This window comes from Crocinitomix catalasitica ATCC 23190 (assembly GCF_000621625.1).
GTDB classification, from domain to species: Bacteria; Bacteroidota; Bacteroidia; order Flavobacteriales_D; family Crocinitomicaceae; genus Crocinitomix; species Crocinitomix catalasitica.
Genome location: NZ_JHXV01000043.1, coordinates 1 through 24,197 on the forward strand (window position 1 = coordinate 1; position 24,197 = coordinate 24,197).

18 protein-coding genes and 1 pseudogene are annotated in these 24,197 nt (G+C 34.7%); 5 read left to right on the plus strand and 14 right to left on the minus strand.

Annotated features, from left to right (window positions below):
* A pseudogene (locus tag T367_RS24245) lies at positions 1-239 on the plus strand (hypothetical protein); the annotation flags it as partial.
* Positions 240-342: 103 nt separating this feature from the next.
* On the opposite strand, the gene T367_RS0117650 reads toward T367_RS24245, so the two are convergent.
* Complete coding sequence (locus T367_RS0117650; RefSeq protein ID WP_027421038.1) at positions 343-2,964, minus strand: AAA family ATPase; 2,622 nt, start codon at positions 2,962-2,964, stop codon at positions 343-345.
* A gap of 117 nt (positions 2,965-3,081) precedes the next feature.
* A complete protein-coding gene (locus T367_RS24250; protein ID WP_051568652.1) occupies positions 3,082-3,936 on the minus strand; it encodes a hypothetical protein in 855 nt (284 codons plus the stop codon).
* 226 nt (positions 3,937-4,162) lie between these two features.
* Between T367_RS24250 and T367_RS0117660 the strand changes: the two genes are divergently transcribed.
* A complete protein-coding gene (locus T367_RS0117660; RefSeq protein ID WP_027421039.1) occupies positions 4,163-4,618 on the plus strand; it encodes a GreA/GreB family elongation factor in 456 nt (151 codons plus the stop codon).
* A gap of 4 nt (positions 4,619-4,622) precedes the next feature.
* Here T367_RS0117660 and bioD read toward each other — a convergent pair whose 3' ends face one another.
* Genes bioD through T367_RS24735 form a run of 6 tightly spaced genes read right to left on the minus strand, consistent with a single transcriptional unit; the run spans position 4,623 to position 10,451 of the window.
* A complete protein-coding gene (gene bioD, locus T367_RS0117665) occupies positions 4,623-5,234 on the minus strand; it encodes a dethiobiotin synthase (RefSeq protein ID WP_027421040.1) in 612 nt (203 codons plus the stop codon).
* Positions 5,231-6,310, minus strand: coding sequence for an aminotransferase class I/II-fold pyridoxal phosphate-dependent enzyme (locus T367_RS0117670; RefSeq protein ID WP_027421041.1), 1,080 nt, complete (start codon positions 6,308-6,310; stop codon positions 5,231-5,233). The genes bioD and T367_RS0117670 overlap by 4 nt, the downstream gene beginning before the upstream one ends.
* Before the next feature lie 16 nt (positions 6,311-6,326).
* Complete coding sequence (gene bioB / locus T367_RS0117675) at positions 6,327-7,421, minus strand: biotin synthase BioB (RefSeq protein WP_027421042.1); 1,095 nt, start codon at positions 7,419-7,421, stop codon at positions 6,327-6,329.
* 16 nt (positions 7,422-7,437) lie between these two features.
* Positions 7,438-8,286, minus strand: coding sequence for a toxin-antitoxin system YwqK family antitoxin (locus T367_RS0117680; RefSeq protein WP_027421043.1), 849 nt, complete (start codon positions 8,284-8,286; stop codon positions 7,438-7,440).
* Positions 8,287-8,321: 35 nt separating this feature from the next.
* Entirely contained in the window at positions 8,322-9,305 is a 984-nt protein-coding gene (gene obgE, locus T367_RS0117685; RefSeq protein WP_027421044.1) for a GTPase ObgE, read from the minus strand.
* A 21-nt stretch (positions 9,306-9,326) separates the two neighbouring features.
* Entirely contained in the window at positions 9,327-10,451 is a 1,125-nt protein-coding gene (locus tag T367_RS24735) for an adenylate kinase (RefSeq protein ID WP_084274482.1), read from the minus strand.
* A 179-nt stretch (positions 10,452-10,630) separates the two neighbouring features.
* Here T367_RS24735 and clpB point away from each other — a divergent pair, with 179 nt between their 5' ends.
* Positions 10,631-13,240, plus strand: coding sequence for an ATP-dependent chaperone ClpB (clpB, locus tag T367_RS0117695; RefSeq protein ID WP_027421046.1), 2,610 nt, complete (start codon positions 10,631-10,633; stop codon positions 13,238-13,240).
* Between the two features lie 68 nt (positions 13,241-13,308).
* On the opposite strand, the gene T367_RS0117700 is transcribed toward clpB, so the two are convergent.
* From T367_RS0117700 to T367_RS22965, 5 genes are all read right to left on the minus strand, one after another.
* Positions 13,309-13,494, minus strand: coding sequence for a hypothetical protein (locus tag T367_RS0117700; RefSeq protein ID WP_027421047.1), 186 nt, complete (start codon positions 13,492-13,494; stop codon positions 13,309-13,311).
* A gap of 228 nt (positions 13,495-13,722) precedes the next feature.
* The gene (locus T367_RS0117705; RefSeq protein ID WP_027421048.1) at positions 13,723-14,673 is read right to left on the minus strand and encodes an NAD(P)-dependent oxidoreductase; all 951 of its coding nucleotides are present in this window, start codon (positions 14,671-14,673) and stop codon (positions 13,723-13,725) included.
* A 20-nt stretch (positions 14,674-14,693) separates the two neighbouring features.
* Entirely contained in the window at positions 14,694-16,046 is a 1,353-nt protein-coding gene (gene mgtE, locus T367_RS0117710; RefSeq protein ID WP_027421049.1) for a magnesium transporter, read from the minus strand.
* 162 nt (positions 16,047-16,208) lie between these two features.
* Positions 16,209-17,615 carry an MBL fold metallo-hydrolase gene (locus T367_RS0117715; RefSeq protein WP_027421050.1) on the minus strand — a complete coding sequence of 469 codons (1,407 nt, stop codon included), beginning with the start codon at positions 17,613-17,615 and terminating at the stop codon, positions 16,209-16,211.
* A 121-nt stretch (positions 17,616-17,736) separates the two neighbouring features.
* Positions 17,737-19,440, minus strand: coding sequence for a SulP family inorganic anion transporter (locus tag T367_RS22965; RefSeq protein ID WP_035845602.1), 1,704 nt, complete (start codon positions 19,438-19,440; stop codon positions 17,737-17,739).
* A 155-nt stretch (positions 19,441-19,595) separates the two neighbouring features.
* On the opposite strand from T367_RS22965, the gene T367_RS0117725 reads away from it, so the two are divergent.
* Complete coding sequence (locus T367_RS0117725; protein WP_051568653.1) at positions 19,596-20,852, plus strand: anthranilate synthase component I family protein; 1,257 nt, start codon at positions 19,596-19,598, stop codon at positions 20,850-20,852.
* Positions 20,853-20,911: 59 nt separating this feature from the next.
* A complete protein-coding gene (tilS, locus tag T367_RS0117730; protein WP_027421052.1) occupies positions 20,912-22,168 on the plus strand; it encodes a tRNA lysidine(34) synthetase TilS in 1,257 nt (418 codons plus the stop codon).
* On the opposite strand, the gene T367_RS0117735 is transcribed toward tilS, so the two are convergent.
* The gene (locus T367_RS0117735) at positions 22,152-23,543 is read right to left on the minus strand and encodes a PP2C family protein-serine/threonine phosphatase (protein WP_027421053.1); all 1,392 of its coding nucleotides are present in this window, start codon (positions 23,541-23,543) and stop codon (positions 22,152-22,154) included. The two genes, tilS and T367_RS0117735, sit on opposite strands and share 17 nt — an antisense overlap.
* Positions 23,544-24,197: the final 654 nt, after the last annotated feature.

Sequence of the window (24,197 nt, forward strand, 5' to 3'; positions counted from 1 at the left end):
AACCAGTTTTTGGCACACTTACTCAGTTCATGGGCTTAAGAAAAGTGAATACAATAGGTATTAAACAAGCAAATAAAGTTATGCACCTCGCCGCCATGGCTTACAACCTCAAAAAATATCTGAAATTCACTCAAAAACTAGCTAAAAGTGAGGCAAAAGCACTTGCCAACTTTTTTCTTGAAATAAAGGGCCTGCTAAACGCGAAAAGCCTTGATATAATACCACTTATTTTAAACTAAAATTAGAAGTTCCCAAAAGTAAACTGCCCTTAAAACGGCTAAAATGAAGTCAGTTTTTAATGGAATTGTGGGGTTGTGCAACGGTTACCATTGTTATGCTTTGTTATTTTCTTCGTTTCCTAATATCTTTAATATATTCTTCTAAAGTTTTCAAATCAGCAAGAAATTCGTCAGAATCAGGCATTTCTTCAATTAAAGTACCTGCTGTATCGTGTCCTGTGAAATAAGTAGAACATTTACTCATATTAGCATCAACAAGATTATAATCATCATCTGTTAAGTCTACAACTTTTGATAAACGTTGAGTTTGTATTGCTCTACCAAACCTTTGTATTGCTCCATTCAAGAATACTTCTTCTATAAACCGCTCCCAAGTTTCTCGTAGTTTACCGTACAAAATTTTCGCCCTTTCCTTGTATACCTCTTCCGTTTCGGTTCTTTCGATTTTCTCTAGTTTTTGATATGCATCTTTCAACAAGCCAATTCGTTTTCCCACAGGCAAAGCATCCCAAGGTGGATTGCTTGCAATCAGCCCTGTTTCCTTTTTCTTTCTAGTAAGGCTCTTTATGTCTAAATCACAATTCAAACTCTTAGAATGTTCTTGAATCATTAGTAGAAAAGTAATGTCGTGAGTGAATACGATAACTTGTCGTTCTAAAGCTTCTTCTGCAATTCTTTTTGATATTTTATTTCTCCATTTATGGTCTAGAGATGAAACTGGGTCGTCAAAAATTATAGCACTTTTATGTTCTGAAATAGATAATTCAGATAAAAACGTAGCCAAGGAAATACACCTATGTTCTCCTTCGCTTAAAACGTCTTTTAGTGCAATTCCATTTGCGTTTTGCTCGTCAAGTCTTAAATAGTGATATTGTTTTCCCCTCTGTCCTTTTGTTTCGGTTTCTATTTTGATGTTTTTAAAACCTAACTTGGTAAGTTCTGCTTTGAAATTCAGTTTAAGATTTTGACTTATGTAATTTGTTGCTAAGCTATTACTAAGTGTAGTGATTGTTCGAGTATTACATTTACTAATACATTCATTAAGCAGTTTTATCTTTTTTTGTCGATAAATTTCACGACCTAATTTTGGTTTAAAATCAAAAATCTTTTTTTCTCCATTCAATTGATTTAGTTCCTTATTGAGTGGTTTTAAATCTTCTTCAATTGATTGGACTTTTAATTTCTCATTTGCTTCTTTTAAGGTTTTAATGAGGTCTTGAATTATGGTTTTAGGTGAGTTCTCAATTTCAATTGAATTAATTGTTTCAACTGCTTTTTTTGAATTAAAGAGACCTGTCAAATAGTCTCTTTGCTTAGAAAGTGACTCTAAATATTGTTCTTGACTTTGTGAATAATCATTAATCAGTTCATCTAACTCAATAGTTGTAGGTTTTTGTTCTTCAAAAGAGAAATCTTGACTATTTAAATTTTCAAATTCTAAATCAAATTTATTAGAAGCTTCATCAAAAGTTTTTTGAATATCATTTTTCACAAAATCTTCAAAAGCGGTAAATCTGTTTTTTGCATCTTCTCCTAAATCTTGAAAACAAAGAGGACAATTGCTATCTCCTTTTACTTCTGGAAAATTTTCTGTTTCGGTACTTGTATTATAGAACTTTCGAGCACTCTCCCAAAGCAACTTCCAAGAACTGTTACCAACTCCTTCAATTGGTAATTCAGTAAATGCTTTTTCAGAAGATTCTTTAAGTGCTTTACTTGTTGTTGCAAGGCTATTTAATGTTAGTTTTAAATCTTTTAATTTCTCTCCTGTCAAGTTGTTTTCGAGCGTTTGAAATTTGTTTTGTAAAATCTCAAAACGCTTTATTTTACCCTCATTTTCTTTTAAAGTTTTCTTTGGGTCTGTTGCTTTTAATTTGTCTATCTGTTTGTTTAACTCCTCAATTCTTGAATTTTTAGTCGTAGTCCAAATTGCTTCAGCTCTTAATTCATCAAGTTTAGTTTCTGAATTTAAATTGGTAAGAAATGTTTTTGCAGTCGAACAATCAGAAACTTCTAAAAGTGTATGGTCGAATTTCTCTAATGCAGGGCTTGAAAATTCCGTATTTAGTTCGTTCTCAACTTTTTTTATACAGACCGCTAATTTTTCAACAATAGACAAACCTTGAGGAATAAAGGCAATTTCATCTTCTCCATCAATATAATGGTTTGCACTAAATGTGTCAAAAACATCAACACTTTTTAAAACAGAATCATTTACTTCTTCATTTATGAGATTTACTGTATTAAAATTTGCTCCATCAACTGAATATTCTATATCTGCTTTTTTATCGTTTCCAAAACAAGCAGGGTCGTATAAATTATCATTTATTTTAGGCTTATTACCTCTAGTATTACAAGCGTGTTTTAAAATACTCACATAACTTGATTTTCCCGAACCATTATCTCCGTAGACAAGAGTAAGTCCATTTGAGGCAAATTCTAATTCACTCGTTTTTGAGAGTGCGTTTATGTTGTCCACATTGGAAATTTTAGCGAGTATTATGTCATCACTACTTGTCGCGTTATTTGCGAAGTCTCTTAAATCATCAAAATCCACTTCATCAAAATCAAAGTCCGATAACCCATAATCCACTTTACAGATTTCCTTTAGTTCCGTAATATCATTATCAGTAAGTTCATTATTTTTAATTAAGCGGTCAATGGCAACTTGCCAAAAAATAGGCTTGTTTTCCACCCAATCAATTATATCATTTAGTATTGGCATTATCTGTATTTATTGGGTTGGTTTTTAATAAAGCATAACGGCTAAGTAAAATTAGGCATTTATGCCGAACTGCGCTAGCAGTAAATTTTACTTTTTGTTGTGCTGCGTTTTTCTTAATTATTGCACTTCTTCAAATTCTGTTCCTGTCCAAATTTCGTGATTGACTTCGCAATACGCACAGACTTCAATCAATTTTGTTGAAGTATCAAGTGCTCCAATATTTCTAATTATCATTTTACTGTCCTTCTTGAATTCTGAACCGAGTGATGTTCCATAGCCACCAAAAATTTCGCCTGTTTTTCTGTTAACTACAACTCCACTTTGACAAGGTGAACCGCATCCCCAAATAACCAATGTGTATTGCCCTGCGAAGTTTATGCCATTTGCGCATTCATTATTAATTCGCGTTCTGAAGTGTTTTGCATCTGGTTCTGTTGAAAAATCTGGTTCGGCTAATTTTCCTTTATAAACCTCAGATGGATAGTCTTTGAAAGTAGTTTGCGGGTGATATTTCTTATAGATTTTCAATTTGTCATAGACAATGTTTTCTCCAATAATCACATCATTTTTATATTCCAAAAGAATCTTAAAAGTTGGGAAATCTTCAACTTCATTGTTATCTACAATTTTAACCTTGGCGCGTTTATCTCCAATAATTAAGTAGTCTTCCGTATTTAATAAGGTGTCAATCTGATTCTTCTCTAATCGAATTTTCGTAGTTAAAGAGTCGGAATTATCTAATTCACCATAAACCGAGTCGTTCTTCTTAGGTTGACAAGACATTATTAGAAAACAGGATAAATATGTTAGTGTTCGTATCATTTCATATGCAGCACAACAATTGAATAAAACCCCTTGGTGTGTTTTATTCCTTTTAAATGTTATTGTGGCACTAAAATAGTGAATCAATTCAATTTTTCTTAGTTTTTTAAAACTCAATTTTCGAACAATATCATTTACATCAAATATCATAAGCGGTTTAGAAGGCAAAAGCTTGTATCAATACTGTTTATCATTCTTTTATGTTTTTATATTTTAACTTAATAAAAGATCATCATAAAAATCTGCTCCAGCAAATTTATCCGTATAATTAAACGTATAACGATACGAATAATTGATAGTGCTAATTCAATTTAAACACGACTGAATTATAGTTGTCGCTTTTCGCTTATCTTCGCAACAACCAATCAAAAATAAAATGTCTGCCAATATAAAACCAGCTTTATACCAACATTGTTTCGACTATGTGAATGAGCGCGTCAAATCAATTCAAGATGCCCTGGCCTCTTCGCAAGAGTCTGCTAATTCGGAGACGAAAAGTACTGCTGGAGATAAACACGATACGGCGCGCGCAATGATGCAATTAGATGTTGAACAGAAAAGTAAACAACTGGCTGAAGCGCAAAAATTGCACATCGGTTTGCGCCAAATTAAACCTGATCAAAAACAAACGATCGTTCAATTAGGAGCTGTTGTTTCTACCAATTTAGGTAGCTATTATATCGCTATTAGTATTGGGAAAGTCGACTTTGAAGGACAATCTTATTTTGTGATTTCCCCTGGTTCTCCTATCGGTCAGGCATTATTTGGTAAGAAAAAAGGCGATACGGCTGAATTTAATGGTCGGAATATTACAATTGAAAACGTACAGTAATGAACTATAGGTTTAATTGAGCGGCCTGTGTTTGAACGAAACTTTTTAAGTCGCCAGTTAATTCTGGAATGCGACCGATACACTTTAATCCTGAGGTGCTGAGAATAATCTTTTCTGAATCACTATTAGATGTCCCATTAAAGATCAGCCCAATACAATTAATACCACGCGACTTTAGCAATTCAATACTCAATAAGGTATGATTAATGCTGCCTAAATAATGTTTCACAATGAGTATTGTTTCGTTTGCAACTGCGGGTATTAAATCAGCTATCATTTCGCCATCATTATTTATAGGTACCATTAACCCGCCTGCTCCTTCAATCACCAAATGATTATTGGTTGCTGGAACTGTAAAACCAACTACTGACATTCGAATGCCATCAATATTGGCTGCTGCATGCGGAGACATGGGTTGACTCAATAAAAACTGTTCGGGATGAATAACGGTTTTATCGTTGGAGATGGCACTTTTTATAAAACTTGAATCGAGTTGATCTAATTCTCCGGCTTGCACAGGTTTCCAATAATCAGCTTTTAAGGCTTCAGTGATGATAGCTGAACAAAAAGTCTTCCCAATTTCTGTTCCAATTCCGGTTACAAATATTCTTCTCATGCAAATATATGGATCAACTTTTTAATATCTTCCTGGCTGTTAAAACTATGCAAACAAATACGAATGCGTTCGCTTTGTTTGGGTACAGTTGGATAAAGGATCGCCTTCACCGCAAATCCGGCGGCTTTTAATTCGGCGGCTTTATTCTTTGCTGCCTGATTACCCCTTACCATAATTGATTGAATGGCTGATGCAGAAGGCATACAATTGACACTTGTCTCCTTCACCGTTGCAGTAAAATAATCGGCATTCAATTTGAGTTTTGTCCGTTCTTGGTCCATTTGTTTTACGGCTTCAACAACAGCTGCTATTCTTGTAATACTTGCGGGAGGTAATGCGGTGGTATAAATAAAGGACCTTGAAAAATTAATTAAATACGTCCTTAATTCTTTTGATCCAACTACAATTGCCCCATGACTGCCATAGGCTTTTCCAAATGTGATTAATTTCGCAAAAACTTGGTCTTCCAATCCTAATTCGTTGACCAGTCCCCTGCCCTGTGCTCCGAAAATTCCGGCTGAATGGGCTTCGTCAACAATCAAATAAGCGCCAAACTTTTTACACAGTTTAGCTATTGCCTCTAAATTACCTTGATCGCCATCCATAGAATAAACTGCCTCGACAGCGACAAATATATCTCCAGTCGCCGCTGTTAAACGTTCGTTGAGATGCATAATATCATTGTGACGAAAAGAAAAAGAATTCGCCTGACTCAATCTTATCCCATCTCGAATAGAAGCATGGCAAAGTGCATCATAAATAATTGTATCACCTTTTTGAGGCACGGCAGAAAACAGACCCAGATTGGCGTCAAAGCCAGAATTAAAAATTAATCCCGCTTTGTGACCATAAAAATGAGCTAAATCTTCTTCAAGTTCTTCCGTCTTTAAAAGATTTCCAGAAATTAAGCGTGATCCAGTAGCACCTTCATTACCCGAGGTATCAAATTTTAATTGACTTAAGCCCAAATAATCGTTCGAAAAAAAATCAATCCCATCATAAACTTCTAGTTCACGCAAGCTACCGTCCAATTGACGTTCACGCAACTTTTGGACAATACCTGATGGAAGGTTCATACGTCCGATTATCGATTTATTTTACAGATACTTTTCTTGGTTCAAAATCAGCAGATTTAGGTTGAGCATTGGCAACTTTAGCAGCTCTATCAGCTCTTGCTTGTTTTGCTTTCTCTACCTTTTCATCGTATTTTGTTTCAGGCTGAACACCGTCTTGAAACGGAGATTTAGCCGTTAACCCTAAAGTTTTGAATAAGGCAACATCCGCGTTATATTCGGGATTAGGTGTTGTTAATAATTTATCACCTGCAAAAATTGAAGATGCTCCCGCAAAGAAACATAATGCTTGTGCTTCGTCAGACATTTCTGTTCTACCTGCAGACAAACGAATAATTGACTCAGGGAACATAATTCTAGAAGTCGCAATCATTCTAACCATATCCCAAACCAGGACAGGGTTTTGATCTTGCAACGGTGTACCTTCAACTGCAACTAATGCATTAATTGGAATTGATTCTGGCGGTTGTTCCATATGCACATATGTCATCAACATCCCTATTCTATCCTCAGCTGTTTCACCCATTCCGATAATTCCACCAGAACAAACTGAAATACCTGCTTCTCTTGCGTTTTTAATGGTATCAATTCTTTCTTGATACTGACGTGTTGAGATAATATCTTTATAAAATTCTTGAGAAGAATCTAAATTGTGATTATAAGCATATAGACCTGCATTTTTCAAACGTTCAGCTTGAGCAGCATCCAACATACCTAAAGTTGCACATACTTCCATTCCCATTCCGTTAATCTCTTGAACCATTTCAACAACCTTGTCAAAATCACGATTGTCACGTACATTTCTCCAAGCTGCGCCCATACAAACACGAGAAGAACCACTTGCTTTGGCATTTTTTGCCAAACCAACCACTTCATCAACCTTCATTAACGGTTGCACTTCAAGGTCGGTATGATACTTCATTGATTGTGGACAATAGCTACAATCCTCAGGACAACCTCCTGTTTTAATCGAAATTAAAGTACTCATTTGTACTTCGTTCGGATTGTGATATTCACGGTGAATTGTTGCCGCTTGGTACATTAAATCCATTAAAGGACTATTATATAAAGCTATTGCTGCTTCTTTTGTATTGTATGTTGGATTAATCTTCATTTTTTATTCCTTAAAATTATTGCAATTGACCGGCCGCGTAATTTTCGGTTCTGCTTAAATTGCTTTGTTCATCATAATATTTAAAAACGCCTTCTTTCTTTCCGTTCACATAAGTTCCTTCAGCCTGTAATGTTCCATCATCATAGAACCATTGAAAGATCCCCATTTGTTCGCCATTGGTATAATATCCTTTTACTATGATATTACCGTTGGTTGCATATTTGAAACTCTCTCCATCCAATTCGTTTAAGTCCCAATGACTCACTTCTTGAATATTCCCTTCATCATCCCAAATTTCCCATTTGCCACTTCTTAAATTATTTTCAAAATTACCATTTGTCATCACTTGTCCGTTCGGAAAATAAGTTCTCATCAGTCCATGCATCATACTATCTTGAAATTCCATTTCAGTTTGAATCGTTCCGTCTTTAAAGAAATCTTTCCATAAACCCGATTTTTGGTTATCGATATAGGCGCCCTGTTTAGACACTTCACCATTTTCATAGTACCATACCCAATCTCCAATAAAAAGTCCATTTTTATATTCTCCTTCCGACTCTTTTTTACCATTTTCAAAATAACTCACATAATGTCCATCTGCCTCACCCATTTTCCAATTGGATTCTTCTTTCAATTGGCCATTTTCATACCAAAACATCCATTCTCCATTCTGTTGATTATTGATAAATTCACCTTCAGACTTTTTATTATTTTCATCATAATAAAAGCTCCAAAAACCTTCTTTTTTATCATCCTCTACGGTACCAACACCATATCCACCACCAATTGCGGCGTGTTTTTCAGCTGATCCACATGCGGACAGTACTGTCAACAAAACAATTAAATATAAGTTGCCGAGTTTCATAGTAACAAAGTTTAGATCTTAAAGGATAAATCTAATCAAGAATTCAAATGTTTCCAAATCAAATCTTTTAATTCTGTCAATCCCATTTGAGCAACAGAAGAAATGAATAAGTATGGAATATCTGGCAGATCCTGCTTGATCTCTTCTTTTAATTCGTCATCTAACATATCCGACTTGGATATTGCTAACAGTCTTGGTTTATCAGCTAAATCGGGATTGAACTGTACCAATTCGTTCACTAGAATATCATACTCCTTATGAATATCGTCAGTATCTGCCGGCACCATAAAAAGTAAAAGTGAATTCCGTTCGATATGTCTTAAAAACCTTAAACCAAGTCCTTTTCCTTCGTGTGCACCTTCAATTATACCTGGAATATCAGCCATAATAAAAGATTTATAATCACGATACGCAACGATTCCTAAATTAGGTGTTAACGTAGTAAAAGGATAGTTTGCTATTTCGGGCTTAGCCGCAGAAAGAACTGATAACAATGTCGATTTACCAGCATTTGGAAAACCTACTAGACCTACATCAGCCAATACTTTCAACTCTAGTGTAAACCAAGCTTCTTGCTCTGGAATTCCAGGTTGTGCATATTTTGGTGCTTGATTTGTAGATGTTTTAAAATGCACGTTTCCACGCCCACCTTTACCACCTTCAAGTACAATTAACTCTTCACCGTGCTCAGAAATCTCACCAATATACTCGTCTGTTTCAGAGTTTTTGATGATCGTCCCTAAAGGTACATCCACATAAACATCTTCACCTTCTTTTCCAGTCGATTGATTTTTACCACCAGACTCACCGTGATCAGCCTTGATATGTTTCTTGTATTTCAGCGGAAGTAAAGTCCATAATTGTTCATTACCACGAACAATAATATGTCCACCTCTACCTCCATCACCCCCTGCAGGGCCACCAAAAGCGATATACTTTTCTCGACGCATATAACGCGATCCTGGTCCGCCTCTTCCCGACCTACAGTGTATTTTAACGTAATCTATAAAATTAGACATAAAGTCGGGGTTATAAAGTGTTTATTTATTAATTTCATCAATAGCAGCAAACAAGCGATCAGTCACATTATCAATCTCACCTTGCCCATCAATTTTTACATATTTATCTTGATCCATATAGAAATCTTTTACTGGAGCTGTTTCGCTACGGTAAACGTCAATTCTATTTTGAATCACCTTTGGATCGGCATCATCTGCACGACCACTTACTTCGGCACGAGACTTTAATCTCTTTTTCAACTCTTCTTCTTCAACATCCAAAGCCAACATCATTTTAATGCCAGTTCCTTTTTCTTGAAGAATTTTATCTAAAGCACCTGCTTGATTCTTTGTTCGAGGAAAACCATCGAAAATAAATCCAGTTGCTTCAGGATGTTCGTCCACTACAGATATTAATAACTTAATTGTTACCTCGTCTGGCACCAATTGCCCTTTATCAATGAAACTCTTAGCTAAAACGCCTAATTCAGTTTCATTTTTTATGTGATGACGAAAAACGTCACCCGTAGATAAATGATATAAATTATACTTTTCAACTAAACGCTCTGCTTGCGTACCTTTCCCCGCCCCTGGAGGGCCAAATAAAACGATATTTATCATGATTTTTTTTTGTGATGTCAATTGGTAAATTTGATTTAAATTCCTCCCCTTTTGGTTGTAATCTAAACCATACCCTACTACAAATTTATTCGGAATATTAAGACCAACGTATCGGACTTCGTATTTTTTATTAAAAACTTCTGGTTTCAAAAGCATAGTTGCAACCTCTACACTCGCAATTTTGTACTGATTTAGGATCTCTTTAATGTATCCAACAGTATTCCCTGTATCTACAATATCCTCAATAAGAATAATATGTCTATTTACGATTGCTGCATTTAAACCAATCAATTCATCTATTTTTCCTGTCGATTTTTCGCCATTATATGATGCCAACTTAATGAAACTGATATCACATTCAATATCAATTCTTTTCATTAATTCGGCTGCAAACATAAAAGCACCGTTCAGCACAACAATGAATAAAGGATCTTTACCTTTATAATCTTCATTTATTTGAAATGCTAAATTTGCAATGGCTTTTTTTAGCTGATCTTTGCCAATAAACTCCTCAAATTCTTTATCCAAAACTTTGATCCTTCTCATGCGTCACAAAAATACTATTTCAAATGAAATTAAGACATATATATATTCTCGAATATGTTACGTACTGGCATTTTGTCTGACTTGAAGCGGCTTAACTGGCATTTTGACAGGTTTTACAGTTGTTTTTTGTTTTGGGCTCTAATTTGATATTCTATAAGTGAGTAAAAAATCAATAAAAAATGGAACAAGATAAATTAACATTAAAAACACAAGAGGCGCTACAAAAAGCGCAAGCAATAGCGACAGAAAATGGTCAGTTAACGCTTGAACCTTCACATATTTTAGGTGGAATACTTGCTGTTGATGACAATGTTATACCTTATATTTTAAACGATTTTGATATTAATTATGATCTGGTAAATCAAACGGTATCTCGCATTATTACAAGTCACCCAAAGGCTGCAGGCGGTCAAATACATATGTCGAATGCATCGAATGCACTATTTCAACGTGCTTTTAAGGTGATGCAAGAATTTAATGACGAATTTCTAGCAATAGAAATTATCTTTTATGCTATGTTAGATGGCAAAGATCCGATTGGAAATTATTTAAAAGATACAGGTTTAACACAAAAAAAATTAAAGGATACAATTATGAATCTAAGAGATGGTGAGAATGTCCAATCACAGGGTCAAGATGGAAATTACAATTCACTGAATAAATATGCCCATAATTTGAATGAAATGGCGAAAACAGGAAAATTAGATCCTGTTATCGGTCGAGATGAAGAAATAAGAAGGGTTTTACAAATCCTTACAAGAAGACGAAAAAACAATCCCATATTAATTGGTGAGGCTGGTGTTGGTAAGACAGCAATAGCAGAAGGAATCGCACATAGAATTGTGAATGGAGATGTACCCGAGAATTTAAAGTCTCGAAAAGTATATTCTTTAGACATGGCTGCATTAATAGCAGGGGCAAAATTTAAAGGAGAATTTGAGGAACGATTAAAAGCAGTAATCAAAGAAGTTACGAAATCGGATGGGGAGATTATTCTCTTTATTGATGAGATTCACACGTTAGTTGGAGCCGGTGGCGGACAAGGCGCGATGGATGCTGCAAATATTTTAAAGCCTGCTTTAGCACGTGGAGAATTACGCGCTGTTGGAGCAACAACTTTGGATGAATATCAAAAACATTTTGAGCAAGACAAAGCTTTGGTGCGTCGTTTTCAAACAGTATTAATTGAAGAACCGAATACAGAGGATGCGATTTCAATTTTAAGAGGAATTAAAGAGAAATACGAGACACATCACAAAGTATTGATTAAAGATGAAGCGATTATTCAAGCAGTAGAATTGTCTCAACGTTATATCACAGACAGACAATTGCCTGATAAAGCGATTGATTTGATTGATGAGGCTGCATCTCGTTTACGTATGGAAATTAACAGTAAACCAGAGGAGTTGGATGAGATTGAACGCAAAATAATGCAATTAGAGATTGAACGAGAAGCGATTAAGCGAGAGAAAGATGAGAAAAAAATTAAGCTGATTAAAAAGGAATTGGCTGATTTAAATGAAAAAAGAACATCTTTCTTGGCCAAATGGCAAGCTGAAAAAAATATCATTGATACGATTCAAAAGAACAATGAAACAATTGAAGTTTTAAAATTTGAAGCGGAACAAGCAGAACGTGAAGGTAACTATGAGAAAGTGGCAGAAATTAGATATGGAAAAATTCAAGAAATTGAAGCCAGTCTCAAAACTAGTCGAGAAGAATTGATCTCAATTCAGAAAGACAATAAAATGATTAAAGAGGAAGTGGATGCTGAGGAGATTGCAAATGTTGTTGCACGATGGACTGGCATTCCAGTTTCAAAAATGATTGAGAGTGAAAGAGCGAAACTCCTTAAAATGGAGGCAGAATTGAGTAAACGAGTTGTTGGACAACACGACGCGATTACTGCCATATCTGATGCCGTTAGAAGAAGCCGTGCTGGATTACAAGATGAAAGAAGACCAATTGGCTCATTCATCTTTTTAGGGACAACAGGGGTTGGAAAAACAGAATTAGCGAAAGCTTTAGCTGGATACTTATTCAATGACGATCACGCGATGACCAGAATTGATATGAGTGAATACCAAGAGAAGCATGCGGTGAGTAGATTGGTAGGAGCGCCTCCAGGATACGTGGGTTATGACGAAGGTGGACAATTGACAGAAGCTGTTCGAAGAAAACCTTATTCGATTGTACTTTTAGATGAGATTGAAAAAGCCCATCCAGATGTCTTTAACATTTTATTACAAGTATTAGATGATGGACGATTAACGGACAATAAAGGAAGAACGGTCAATTTTAAGAATACCATTATTATCATGACTTCGAATTTAGGTTCTGATATTATTCAAGAGCGTTTTGAAAATATGTTGGATAAAAACAAAGCTGAAATTGTTGAGTCAACGAAAAAAGAGTTGTTTGCTTTATTAAAAAGAACCATTCGACCAGAGTTTTTGAATCGTATTGATGAATCGATTATGTTTGAGCCATTAACACGTCAAAATATTCTAGATATAGTGAAAATACAATTCGGTTTATTGCAAACAAGATTGAGAAGATCTGCAATAGATTTAGAAGCGACAAGCGAAGCATTAGAGTGGATTGCAATTGAAGGTTATGATCCTCAATTTGGAGCAAGACCAGTGAAACGAGTGATTCAAAAAATATTGATGAACGAACTTTCTAAATCTTTATTGTCCGGGCAAATTGGACCAGAAAGTAAAGTCTTGGTCGATTTGAAAGATGGTAAATTAAGTTTTGAAAATCTAAAAGCAAATATAACAGCTTAAAAAAGTAAGCGCATAAAAAAACCGTCTCGGCTTAGCCAAGACGGTTTTTTTTATATAATTATCTTAAATTATTTTTTAGCTGATGCCTTTTTGTTAACAGAAATTAAACTCTTAAGTTCAATTTTCGTTTTCTTTTCAGCTTTGTATTTAGTATAATCTGCTTGTCTATAAGCGTCACAAGATCCGTGACCACCACAACTCATTACACCTAGTGCAAATACCGCTACTACTCCTGTTAACATCAATTTTTTCATACTTCAATTTTTTGGTTTATTTCTTTGTTTCTGCTTACACAAGGTGCCAACATGACAACAAATCTACGAAATTAATATTATATGTGCAAACATTAATTATTTCGCTATCAAGTCTTGACAAGTTTATAACGAACAAAAAACCTAAAAGTTACCCTGTTGACAGCACAAATTTACAATCGGTTTACTAATTGTTAACTATTTCATAAATCGTTGAGAGGTAATTTTAATCTATGAATTGTAATGTTTCTCTATTTTATCTAATAAAACCGCACTTAATTTATAATACGATTCTACTGTCCAACCTGCTACATGCGGACTTAAAAGAATAGCAGGGCTATTGAGTAATTTTTTAAATATCGGTTGATCATCCAAACCGCCTTCAAACATGTTTTCGAATGATGATTTTTCGAATTCTAAAACATCTAAACAAGCACCCAACACTTTCTTTCTGTCAATACCATCCAATAAATCACGAATGTCAACTATTTTGCCACGCGCCATATTCAATAAATAAAAAGGCTGCTCCATTTGATCAATAAATCGCTTACTGATCAACCCTATCGTTTGATTGGTTTGTGGTACATGTAAACTTACAAGATTAGCCCTTTGCTGTAATTCTGATAAGCTTACCTCTTGCACATATTCATTCCCAAAACCTGATTTGAACTTGTCATAAGCCAAAACTTCAACATCAAATCCTCTTAATTTTTTAGCAAAAGCACTACCGTTATTTCCATAACCTATAATACCGACCGTTTTCCCGTCTAACTCTACCCCTCTATTCCCCTCACGATCCCAAATTCCTTCTCTAATCTCTTTGTCTCCTTTAGTGATATTATTAAACAATGCCAAGATCATTCCCAATGCATGTTCACCAACGGCATTACTATTCCCCTCCGGTGCATTAAACAAAGCTATATTACTTTGATTACAATAGGATACATCAATATTCTCCATGCCAGCTCCTGATCGCGCGATAAACTCTAGGTCGTCACAATCACTTAAGAATGTCTCATCCATCGGAAAACGACTTCGAACAACTATTCCATTTACATTTTTAAGAATTTCTAAAATTGCTTCTTTACCTAGAATTGTGCAATCAATCGCTGTCCAACCTAATGTCTCTAAACCTTCTTCTAAGACAGGATGTACAACATCTAGAAATGCTACCTTTTTCATTCAATATTTTTTATTTGAAATTAGAAGTAAATTAAATACGCTACAAAAAAGTAAATTGTCAGTCCAATGATATCGTTCGCCGTGGTTATAAATGGACCTGTGGCTAGTGCTGGATCAATCTTTACTTTATCGAGTAATAAGGGTATAAAGGTACCCATAACCGCCGCAAAAACTACGACGATGAATAAAGAAATTGACAATGTTAATCCCAATCGTGTATCATCAGTATAAAAATACCCTACACCGTATATGATTAAGGCACAAATTAAACCGACTATCATGCCGACTAAAGATTCTTTCCCTACTCTTTTAAATATACCTTGCAATTGAAAATCTTTACTGGCTAAACCTTGTACAACAATCGCCGAAGATTGGACGCCAACATTTCCTGCTGTTGAAGCAATTAAAGGAATAAAAAATGCTAAGCTTGGTAAAACAGTAAGCTGACCTTCGTAGCCTTTTATAATTTGCGAACTGGTAATTCCTCCCGCTAAACCAATTAAAATCCACGGTAATCGTGAACGCGTATTTTTTAAAACACTTGCATTGGTTTCTATATTCTCGGTAATACCCGAAGCCATCTGGAAATCTTTTTCCGCCTCTTCTCTAATAAAATCGACAACATCATCAATCATTATTCGTCCCACCAATCGATCTATAGGATCAACAACTGGTACAGAAATTAAATCATAACGCTCCATCATCGCTGCAACCTCTTCCCCTTCGTCTGTTGTTCGAACGAATCGAATATTTTCGTCTTTATATAATTCTGATATTTTTGTTTTCGGATCGGCAAATAATAACCTTCTCAAAGATAAAATCCCTAATAACTTATAATTGTCATCCACCACATAAATGGAATAAACTTTCTCAACTGTACCTGCCTGCTTCCGCATCTCAATCACACAGCGATCGACAGGCCAATTTTCTTTGGCTACAATGAATTCGGTTTGCATTAAACCACCAGCGGTATCCTCGTCGTATCTTAATAATTCAATAATATCAGAGACGTGCTCATGGTCATCCATTTGAGCAATGACCTCATTCTTATCCTTCTCACTTAATTCCCCTAATAAATCGGCTGCATCATCGGTATCTAACTGGTCAACCTGGTCCGCAATTTCTTGCGTCGAGAACATTTTTAAGAAACCTTCACGATAATCTTCGTCAAGCTCCATTAAACATTCAGCAGCCAATTCATCATCTAATAATGAAGTAATCGTTTTGGCTTCCTCAAGACTTAAATTCTCTAGAATATCTGCTATATCTGCAGGGTGCAATTGATTCATTGCCTCTGTAATCTGGTCATTTCGACCAAATTCAATCTGCTCTTTTAGATTGTCAAAATATTCTTTACTTAATTCAAATTTCACTTTACTCCTCCCGAATTTGCTTCAAAGATAGTCACTTTTTAAAATTTTATGCTTTTCATCTAAAACTTAGAAATTTCTTAACGCGAATCCTCCTTTAATTTAAGCCATAAAAAAAGCCAGATAAACAAGTCTGCTTATCTGGCCAAATATATAATGATTTAATTAAGATGCTGTACAAGCAGTCTCAACTCTTTTTAATTTAGTATTGTCTGAAATCGCTTTGTATCCTCCAGCGATATCAATTAAATTATGATATCCTCTAGATTTTAATATCGAAGCAAAGATAACCGAACGGTATCCACCAGCGCAATGAATATAATAAGTCGCCGCTTTATCCAACCCACTCATCTCTTCACTGATTCGACCTAATGAATAATGTTTAGCTTCTGTTAAGTGATCTGCATTAAACTCTCCATCTTTTCTAACGTCTAAAATATTTATTGGATTTGCATTGGCTTCAGTTTCGAATGTAACGGCATCAATACTTTTTAAAGTATCAATTTCTTTTCCTGCTGCAATCCAATTCTCAAGTCCTCCTGCTAAATATCCAATTGAATTATCATAGCCAATTCTAGATAAACGCGTAACCGCTTCTTCTTCTTGACCTGCTGGTGCAATTAGAATAATCGGTTGATTGATATCAGCGATTAATTCACCTACCCAAGGAGCAAATCCTCCATTCAATCCAATAAATATAGAATTAGGAACATGTCCTGCGATAAAGTCTTTTTGTGTACGAACGTCTAACATCAAAGCCCCATTATTTGCATGCTCAATAAATTCTTGAACATTTAAGGCCGCTGTACCACGTGCAATAATTTTATCAATCTCAATATTTACCCCTTTATTCATCATCACATTCTTAGGGAAATATTGTGGTGGTTGAGATAAACCATCTAACACTTCTTTTACAAATTCTTCCTCAGTCATATTTGCACGAAGCGCGTAGTTGTTTTTCTTTTGATTCGCTAAAGTATCAAATGTCTCTTTACTCATGTTTTTTCCACAAGCCGACCCTGCACCATGTGCAGGATATACTGTGATATCATCAGGCAAAGTCATCACTTTATCTCTTAAAGAATGAAATAACATTTTAGCTAAATCCTTTTCTGTTAATTCCCCTTGCTTTACGGCTAAATCTGGTCGACCAACATCACCGATAAATAAAGTATCACCTGTGAAAACACAGTTTTCTTTTCCATCAGCATCAATTAATAGAATACAACTTGACTCACGTGTATGTCCTGGTGTATGTATCCATTTTAGCTTCAAATCTCCAACATGCAATATTTCACCATCTTTCGCCTGGTGAAAATCGAATTCAGCCTCAGCAGTTGGTCCAAGAACGATTTTTGCGCCTGTTTTTTTGGCAAGATCTACATGCCCAGAAACAAAATCAGCATGGAAGTGCGTCAATAAAATATATTTAATTTCAACACCATCCTTCTTCGCTCTACTGATATAAGGTTCAGTTTCACGCAAAGGATCAATAATTACTGCTTCGTTTTTTGATTTTATGTAATAAGCTGCTTCTGCGATACAGCCTGTATATATTTGTTCAACCGTCATATTCTTTATTTAATGGTACAAAGATAAGCCTTTTTTCTTGCAAAATTAAAGCTTATCGAGAGAAGTAAAAATGATAATCATCACTTTAAGTCGTTATTTAAAATTGATTAAGCTTGCTCTTTTATGCTTCTTTTTCTTCGAAATTATTCTGAATAAAAGCTACCGTTTCTTGAATGCTATCATAAAAATGACTTCTTCCGTATTGCGTATAAATTCTATTCTGTTCAAAACTGTCTCTCACTGGTCCTTTTAATCCTGCAAAGAAAATATTAATACCTCTCTTTTTATAGGATATGTTTATTCTTCGAATCATATGAATAGCACTATTGTCTATTGAATTAATTCCCGAGGCATCAATGACTATGAATTTAATAGGTCTATCCTCATTTTCTTCATAAGTCAAAAGTCGATCTTTAAAATAATCCATATTCGCATAGAATAATCGGGCATCGAAACGGACTATAATTATTTCGTCATACTGTTTGGCATTTTCATACCGTTTAACATTTCTATATATCCCCTGCTCTTCAATCTCCCCAAGCAGTGCCATATGTGGAACAGTAACCTTGTATATCAATACTAAAATAGACAGTAAAACACCAATTACGATGCCTTGTACTATTCCTATTTCAAGCGTCGCCAGCAAAGTAACAGCATACATTAAAAATTCTTTCTTATCCGTAAGCCATAACTCTTTAGGTGTCTTAAAATCAACCAATCCTGATACCGCCACTAAAATAATTGCTGATAGAATAACCGTCGGTAAATAGTAAAATAGGTCTGTAAAGAAAAGCAAAGTCAATAAAATGATGCTGGCACTAATTATTCCTGCGATTCCACTCTTCGCCCCTGCTTCGTTATTTACAGCTGATCTTGAAAACCCTCCCGTTACAGGGAAAGCTGAGAATATTGAACCAACTATATTTGTTGTCCCTAAGGCGATTAATTCTTGATTCGGTCTTACCACATGATCTTCATGTTGTTCTTCCATCGCTTTCGCCACAGCAATCGCCTCCATATAGGCTATAAGTGATAATGCAAATGCAGCAGGCAATAATAGTTTGACATCGGCCCAATTTAAATCAGGAATTTGAATGGCTGGCAAGCCTGAAGGAATTACACCTATTAAATCCAATCCTGCCGCGTCTAATTTTAAGAAATAAACCAAACAAATGCTTATGGCTACTAAGATTAATGCCGCTGGTAATTTTCTATTCCATTTTTTTAAAAAGACCATCAACGCGATGGAACAAACACCGTAAACCATTGTGAGAACATGTGACTCCTGCAATTGTTGTGAAATATCGTAAAAAAGAACATGCAATTGATTGCTACGTGGAATTTCAATCGAAAACAAATATTTTAATTGATTCGCTCCGATAATAAACGCTGCTGCCGTTGTAAATCCAACGATGACGGGACGTGCCAAAAAATTGACGAGAAACCCCAACTTAATGATACCGAACAATAATTGTAATACCCCGACCAGAAACGCTAATAATATCGCCAATCCGATGTACCGATCTGAACCTTCTCCAATCAATGCTACGGCAGATATCGCTGTTCCTACAAATAATGAGTCCATTGCTACAGGTCCAACCGCCAATTGACGAGAAGTTCCTAAAAATGCATAGACGACTAAAGGCATTAATGCTGCATACAAACCATATTCAGGAGGCAAACCAGCAATCATTGCATAAGCCATTCCTTGTGGAATTAGCATTACACCGACTGTAATTCCAGCCATTAAATCACCCTTAAACCAAGTACCATTATAGGATCTAATCCAATCAGTAAGTGGAATTATTTTATGCAAAAATTTCATTTAATTCAATAATCTAGGTCTCAAAGTTAACAAGTTTAACAATCATTGTCGAGAATGGCGCATTCTCTTAAAAAGATTAAGCGACATTCATGAATTCGATTTTAAACTTCTTCAACAAAAAAACTTAATTTTACATTCCTGATTTGGGATCAATCATGAAGAATTTTACACAGTTGAACGATAAAATAGAATGGTCAGAATTATTATCAAAAATTGATAATGATCGGATTGCGCTATTGAATAAATCTGATGAACAATTTATTTGTGCTTGGGATGCCAAAGATGAAATTCTTTTCAAAAAGGACGCTTTTAATTCAACCGACTTACAAGCTTTTATTGACCAACATAAAACATCCTATATTTTTGGAATGTTGTCATACGACATTAAGAATAGCATTACAAAAGATTTATTGAATCAAAAAACTACAGAAGCACATGATGATGCTTTGTTTTTTGTTCCAAATCACGTCCTCATTCAAGAAAATGGTCAGCTTTTCTATTTTGGAATTTACAATTCAGAGGAGATAACAGCTTTTATTCGTCAAGAAAAACTTGTTACAAATGGAGACGTTCCTTCCATTATACTATCTCCTAATATTACACACGATGCGTATATTGAAAAGATAAAACAGGTCAAAGACAGGATTCAATACGGTGATATTTACGAAATGAATTATTGTATGCATTTCGTTGGAACATTACCTCCTTATAAAAAAGTCGATACAAAAGCAATTTATCGCAAATTATACGCAAAAGCACAAGCGCCATTTGGAGCATATTTTAGAACAGGTGCGACGACTATTTTATGTGCTTCGCCAGAACGTTTTATCAATAAAAAACAACAAACTTTAACGTCTCAGCCCATTAAAGGAACTGCGAAACGATCGTTAATTAAAGAAGAGGATGATGCTATTCTAACCGCTTTAACAACGAGTGAAAAAGAAAGAGCTGAAAACATAATGATTGTTGATTTGGTCCGCAATGATTTGTCTATGATTGCTGAAAGGCGATCGGTAAATGTGCCTGAATTATGCAAAGCATATTCATTTAAAACCGTACATCAATTAATCTCTACGGTTAAAGCCAATATTTCGAAAAAAGTTAATTTTACAAATACACTTGAAGCTTTATTCCCCATGGGCTCAATGACGGGGGCTCCTAAAAAAAGTGCCATGCAACATATTCATGCCTTCGAAAATTTTGACCGAGGAATTTATTCCGGTTCGGTTGGGTATATTGCCCCGAATGGGAATTATGATTTTAATGTTGTCATTCGATCTATCATCATTGACGAAAACAAGCAACTTGTTACGAGTAGTGTTGGTGGTGCCATTACAATTAAATCAGATCCTGAAGAGGAGTATCAAGAATGTTTGGTTAAATTAAATGCTATAAAAGAGACGTTATCTTAGAACGATTTAAACATATCATCTCCACTGAATTCAATTCGTTTGAAGGAAAAAACTTGTTCTTGGCCATCAGCGGAGGGAAAGATTCGATGGCTTTAAGTCATTTATTATCTTCCTTAGCAATTCGACATACGCTTCTGCATTGCAATTTTAAATTAAGAGGGAATGATTCGGAATTAGATGCCAAATTTGTTTTGGATTATGCAAAACAAAACGACATTGAAATTCATATTGAAAATTTTGATACCGAAGCTATCGCTTTAGCAAACAGTTCGACAATTCAAGAAACTGCAAGACAATTACGATACGATTGGTTCGCTACTTTTTTAAATACGGATGACAATAACAGCCTACTTACAGCGCATCATTTAGATGATTCGATTGAGACCTTTTTCATCAATTTAATGCGCGGAACAAGTCTTAAAGGACTCACTGGAATTCAATATAAAACCAAGCAAATATATCGCCCATTACATCAATTTTCAACGAAAGATATTATTAAATACATCAACGAAAATGAGATCCAATTCCGACATGATATTAGTAATGATTCGACCAAATATTTAAGAAATAAATTACGCTTAGAAATTCTACCTTCAATCACTGAGACGACAAATAACTTCGCAGAAAAAATGGCTTCGACACTCGAATCATTAAATGAAGTGAATAGTTGGATGGAAGAAAAAGCTGAAGCATTCAGAAAAACACATTTTGAAGAAAATGATATTACAATTATTTCTTTAGCAATCTTAAAAAACGAAGCTAGAATCTTTTTAATTGAAATTTTCAAACCCTACGGCATTCACAGGTCGAACATTGATACTTTTATTTTGTTTTTAAATGCTAAAACCGGTGCAATCTTTAATAGTTCGGTCTTTGAATTTAATATCGATCGTGGTTATTTAAGAATCATAAATAAAAACAACAGAAGCGGACAGGTATCCTATACCATTAATTCTTTTCCATTTACTATCGAGACTGATAATAAAAAAATTGCCTTTACATTAAATAACAAAGTTCAACCATTCTCTAATTCGAATTTACAGCAAATAGATTTTAAGAAAGTGACGTTGCCGCTTATTGTAAGAAACTGGCAAGAAGGAGATAAGATTCGCCCCTTAGGAATGCGCGGTCAAAAATTATTGTCCGATGTATTTATAGATAAAAAATTATCAAAGATTCAAAAGGAGCAACAATTAATTATGGTTGATGCGACGGGATTGGTGGTTGCTATTATAGGAATGATCGTTTCAGAAAATGTACGAATTAAGAATGACGCAAAAGAGGTTCTAGCGATTGAGACTATTCTTTCAAATTAGAGGCACCCTTATTCGTTAAACTCCCATTTGAGTAACGCATGCCTATAAAACAGATATCATCTATTTGTTCCTCTTCACCTTTCCAATGATTAAATTCCTTCTTTATCAAATGTCTCTGTTCATCCATGGTATGATCTTGAATACTCAATAAAAATTTTCTTAATTGAACCGACTTATATTTCTTGTTAAAAATTCCTCCAAATTGATCTATAAATCCGTCTGTAAAAATATAGATGGTATCTCCTTCCTCCAATAACATTTCATGTGTTACATAATCTTTACAATAAACATAATTACCAATAGGTTCTCTATTCGGAGCGTATTCTGTTATTGTTTCGGCATTCTTTTTAAAGAGCCAAAGCGGATTGTAAGCTCCTGCATATTTTAAAATATTTCCATTCAATGCGCATAAAGCGATATCCATACCATCGTAAACTACCTCGTCCGACTTTGCAAACTCAGCTAATACTAAGGTCTTTGTTTTATTTAGAATAGCACCTGGATCTGTCAGACAATATTCATTGACAGCTCTATTTAAACTATTATAACAAAGTAAACTAACCAAAGCACCTGGAACGCCATGTCCAGTGCAATCTGCAGCTGCAAACAAAATCGTATCTTCTTTATGCTCCATCCAATAAAAATCGCCTGCTACAATATCTTTAGGCTCGTAATAAATAAAAGAATCAGGAAGAAAGGATTTGACTATTTTATTTGAGGGGAGTATTGCCGATTGAATTCTTTTCGCATAATGAATCGAATCAAGTATAGACTTATTCTTTTCTTGAATATCATTTTTCTGTTTGAGAACAGTTCCATTCAAAAGGTTTAAATTTTTCATGAATTTTTCGGTCATTCCTATGATAAAATAGATTAAGACCGTATAACCAATAATCAAAAGTAAGTAAAAGACGAAATTCAATTGAATAAAAGGCTGAACATTAAAAAAGGAATAATTGATCAACATCAACAGTAGTACACCTGATATTATAAGTGAATTCAACTTCCCAGAGACCAGGCCACAAATACCGATGATCACGATAATTAAAAAGCTATCTCTTTGAAAAGTTGCCTCTCTATCAAATTCTAAATGACCATCAAAAACAACATGGCCTAATAATAGGATAAATACAACAGAATAAGAAGCTAGCGCTAACCAGAATTTATAATTCTTTTTAGAAATAAAAAAGTAACCAATAAGACTAACGATAATCACAGCCGTTAAAAAAACGTTCATTACAATCTGTTCGATTCCGTATTTGAACGCATTCGTTATTTGATCAGTGATTTCACCAACAAGCAGAAAAACCAAGGCTAAGACATTTATCCTTTGTTTTCCTAATTCAAAATTATTTAAAATTTGAGAATTTGTCATTTCAATTAAACATAGCTAATTTAATAAAATTCAACGCTTCTATTTAGTACTATCTTTTATGAGACTAGCGTTAGTCATTCGAAGTTAGGTCAATACTAAAAGTTTTGGACTTTAGTTCAGTACTTTATTAAATACTTAAGTCTAAAATAAGTGTTTTCTTAACTTATAGCTATCAGGTAATATATAATTAGAAGAAATAACAGTTCCACTAGATTAAGCCAAGTGAATCGACACTTCAAGTGAATATCTTAACTCCAGAAGTCCAATACATTATATTAAAATAACTCTGGGTAGAAGTTATAATTAGTCTACGAAATACTCGCTTGTTTGAGTGGAGAAGAATAGGTTAATTGATGAGAATTTGTGGTTGGGTTGAAAAGGTACACGAAAGATTCGTTTACCAGCGGGGTGTTATTTGGACAATTTGTAATTGTATTAATCTAGAGTCGTGGTTATGTTATAAAGGTACACGAGGGATTCGTGTACTAGCGGGGTGTTATTAGGAAATCAAATTAGAAAATTACGAATTGTTGTAAACGAAAAAAACCTCACTCCATCAAAGGAATGAGGTTTTTAAAAGTGGCATCAACATACTCTCCCACCCTTAAAAAGGCAGTACCATCTGCGCAAGTTGGCTTAACTTCTCTGTTCGAA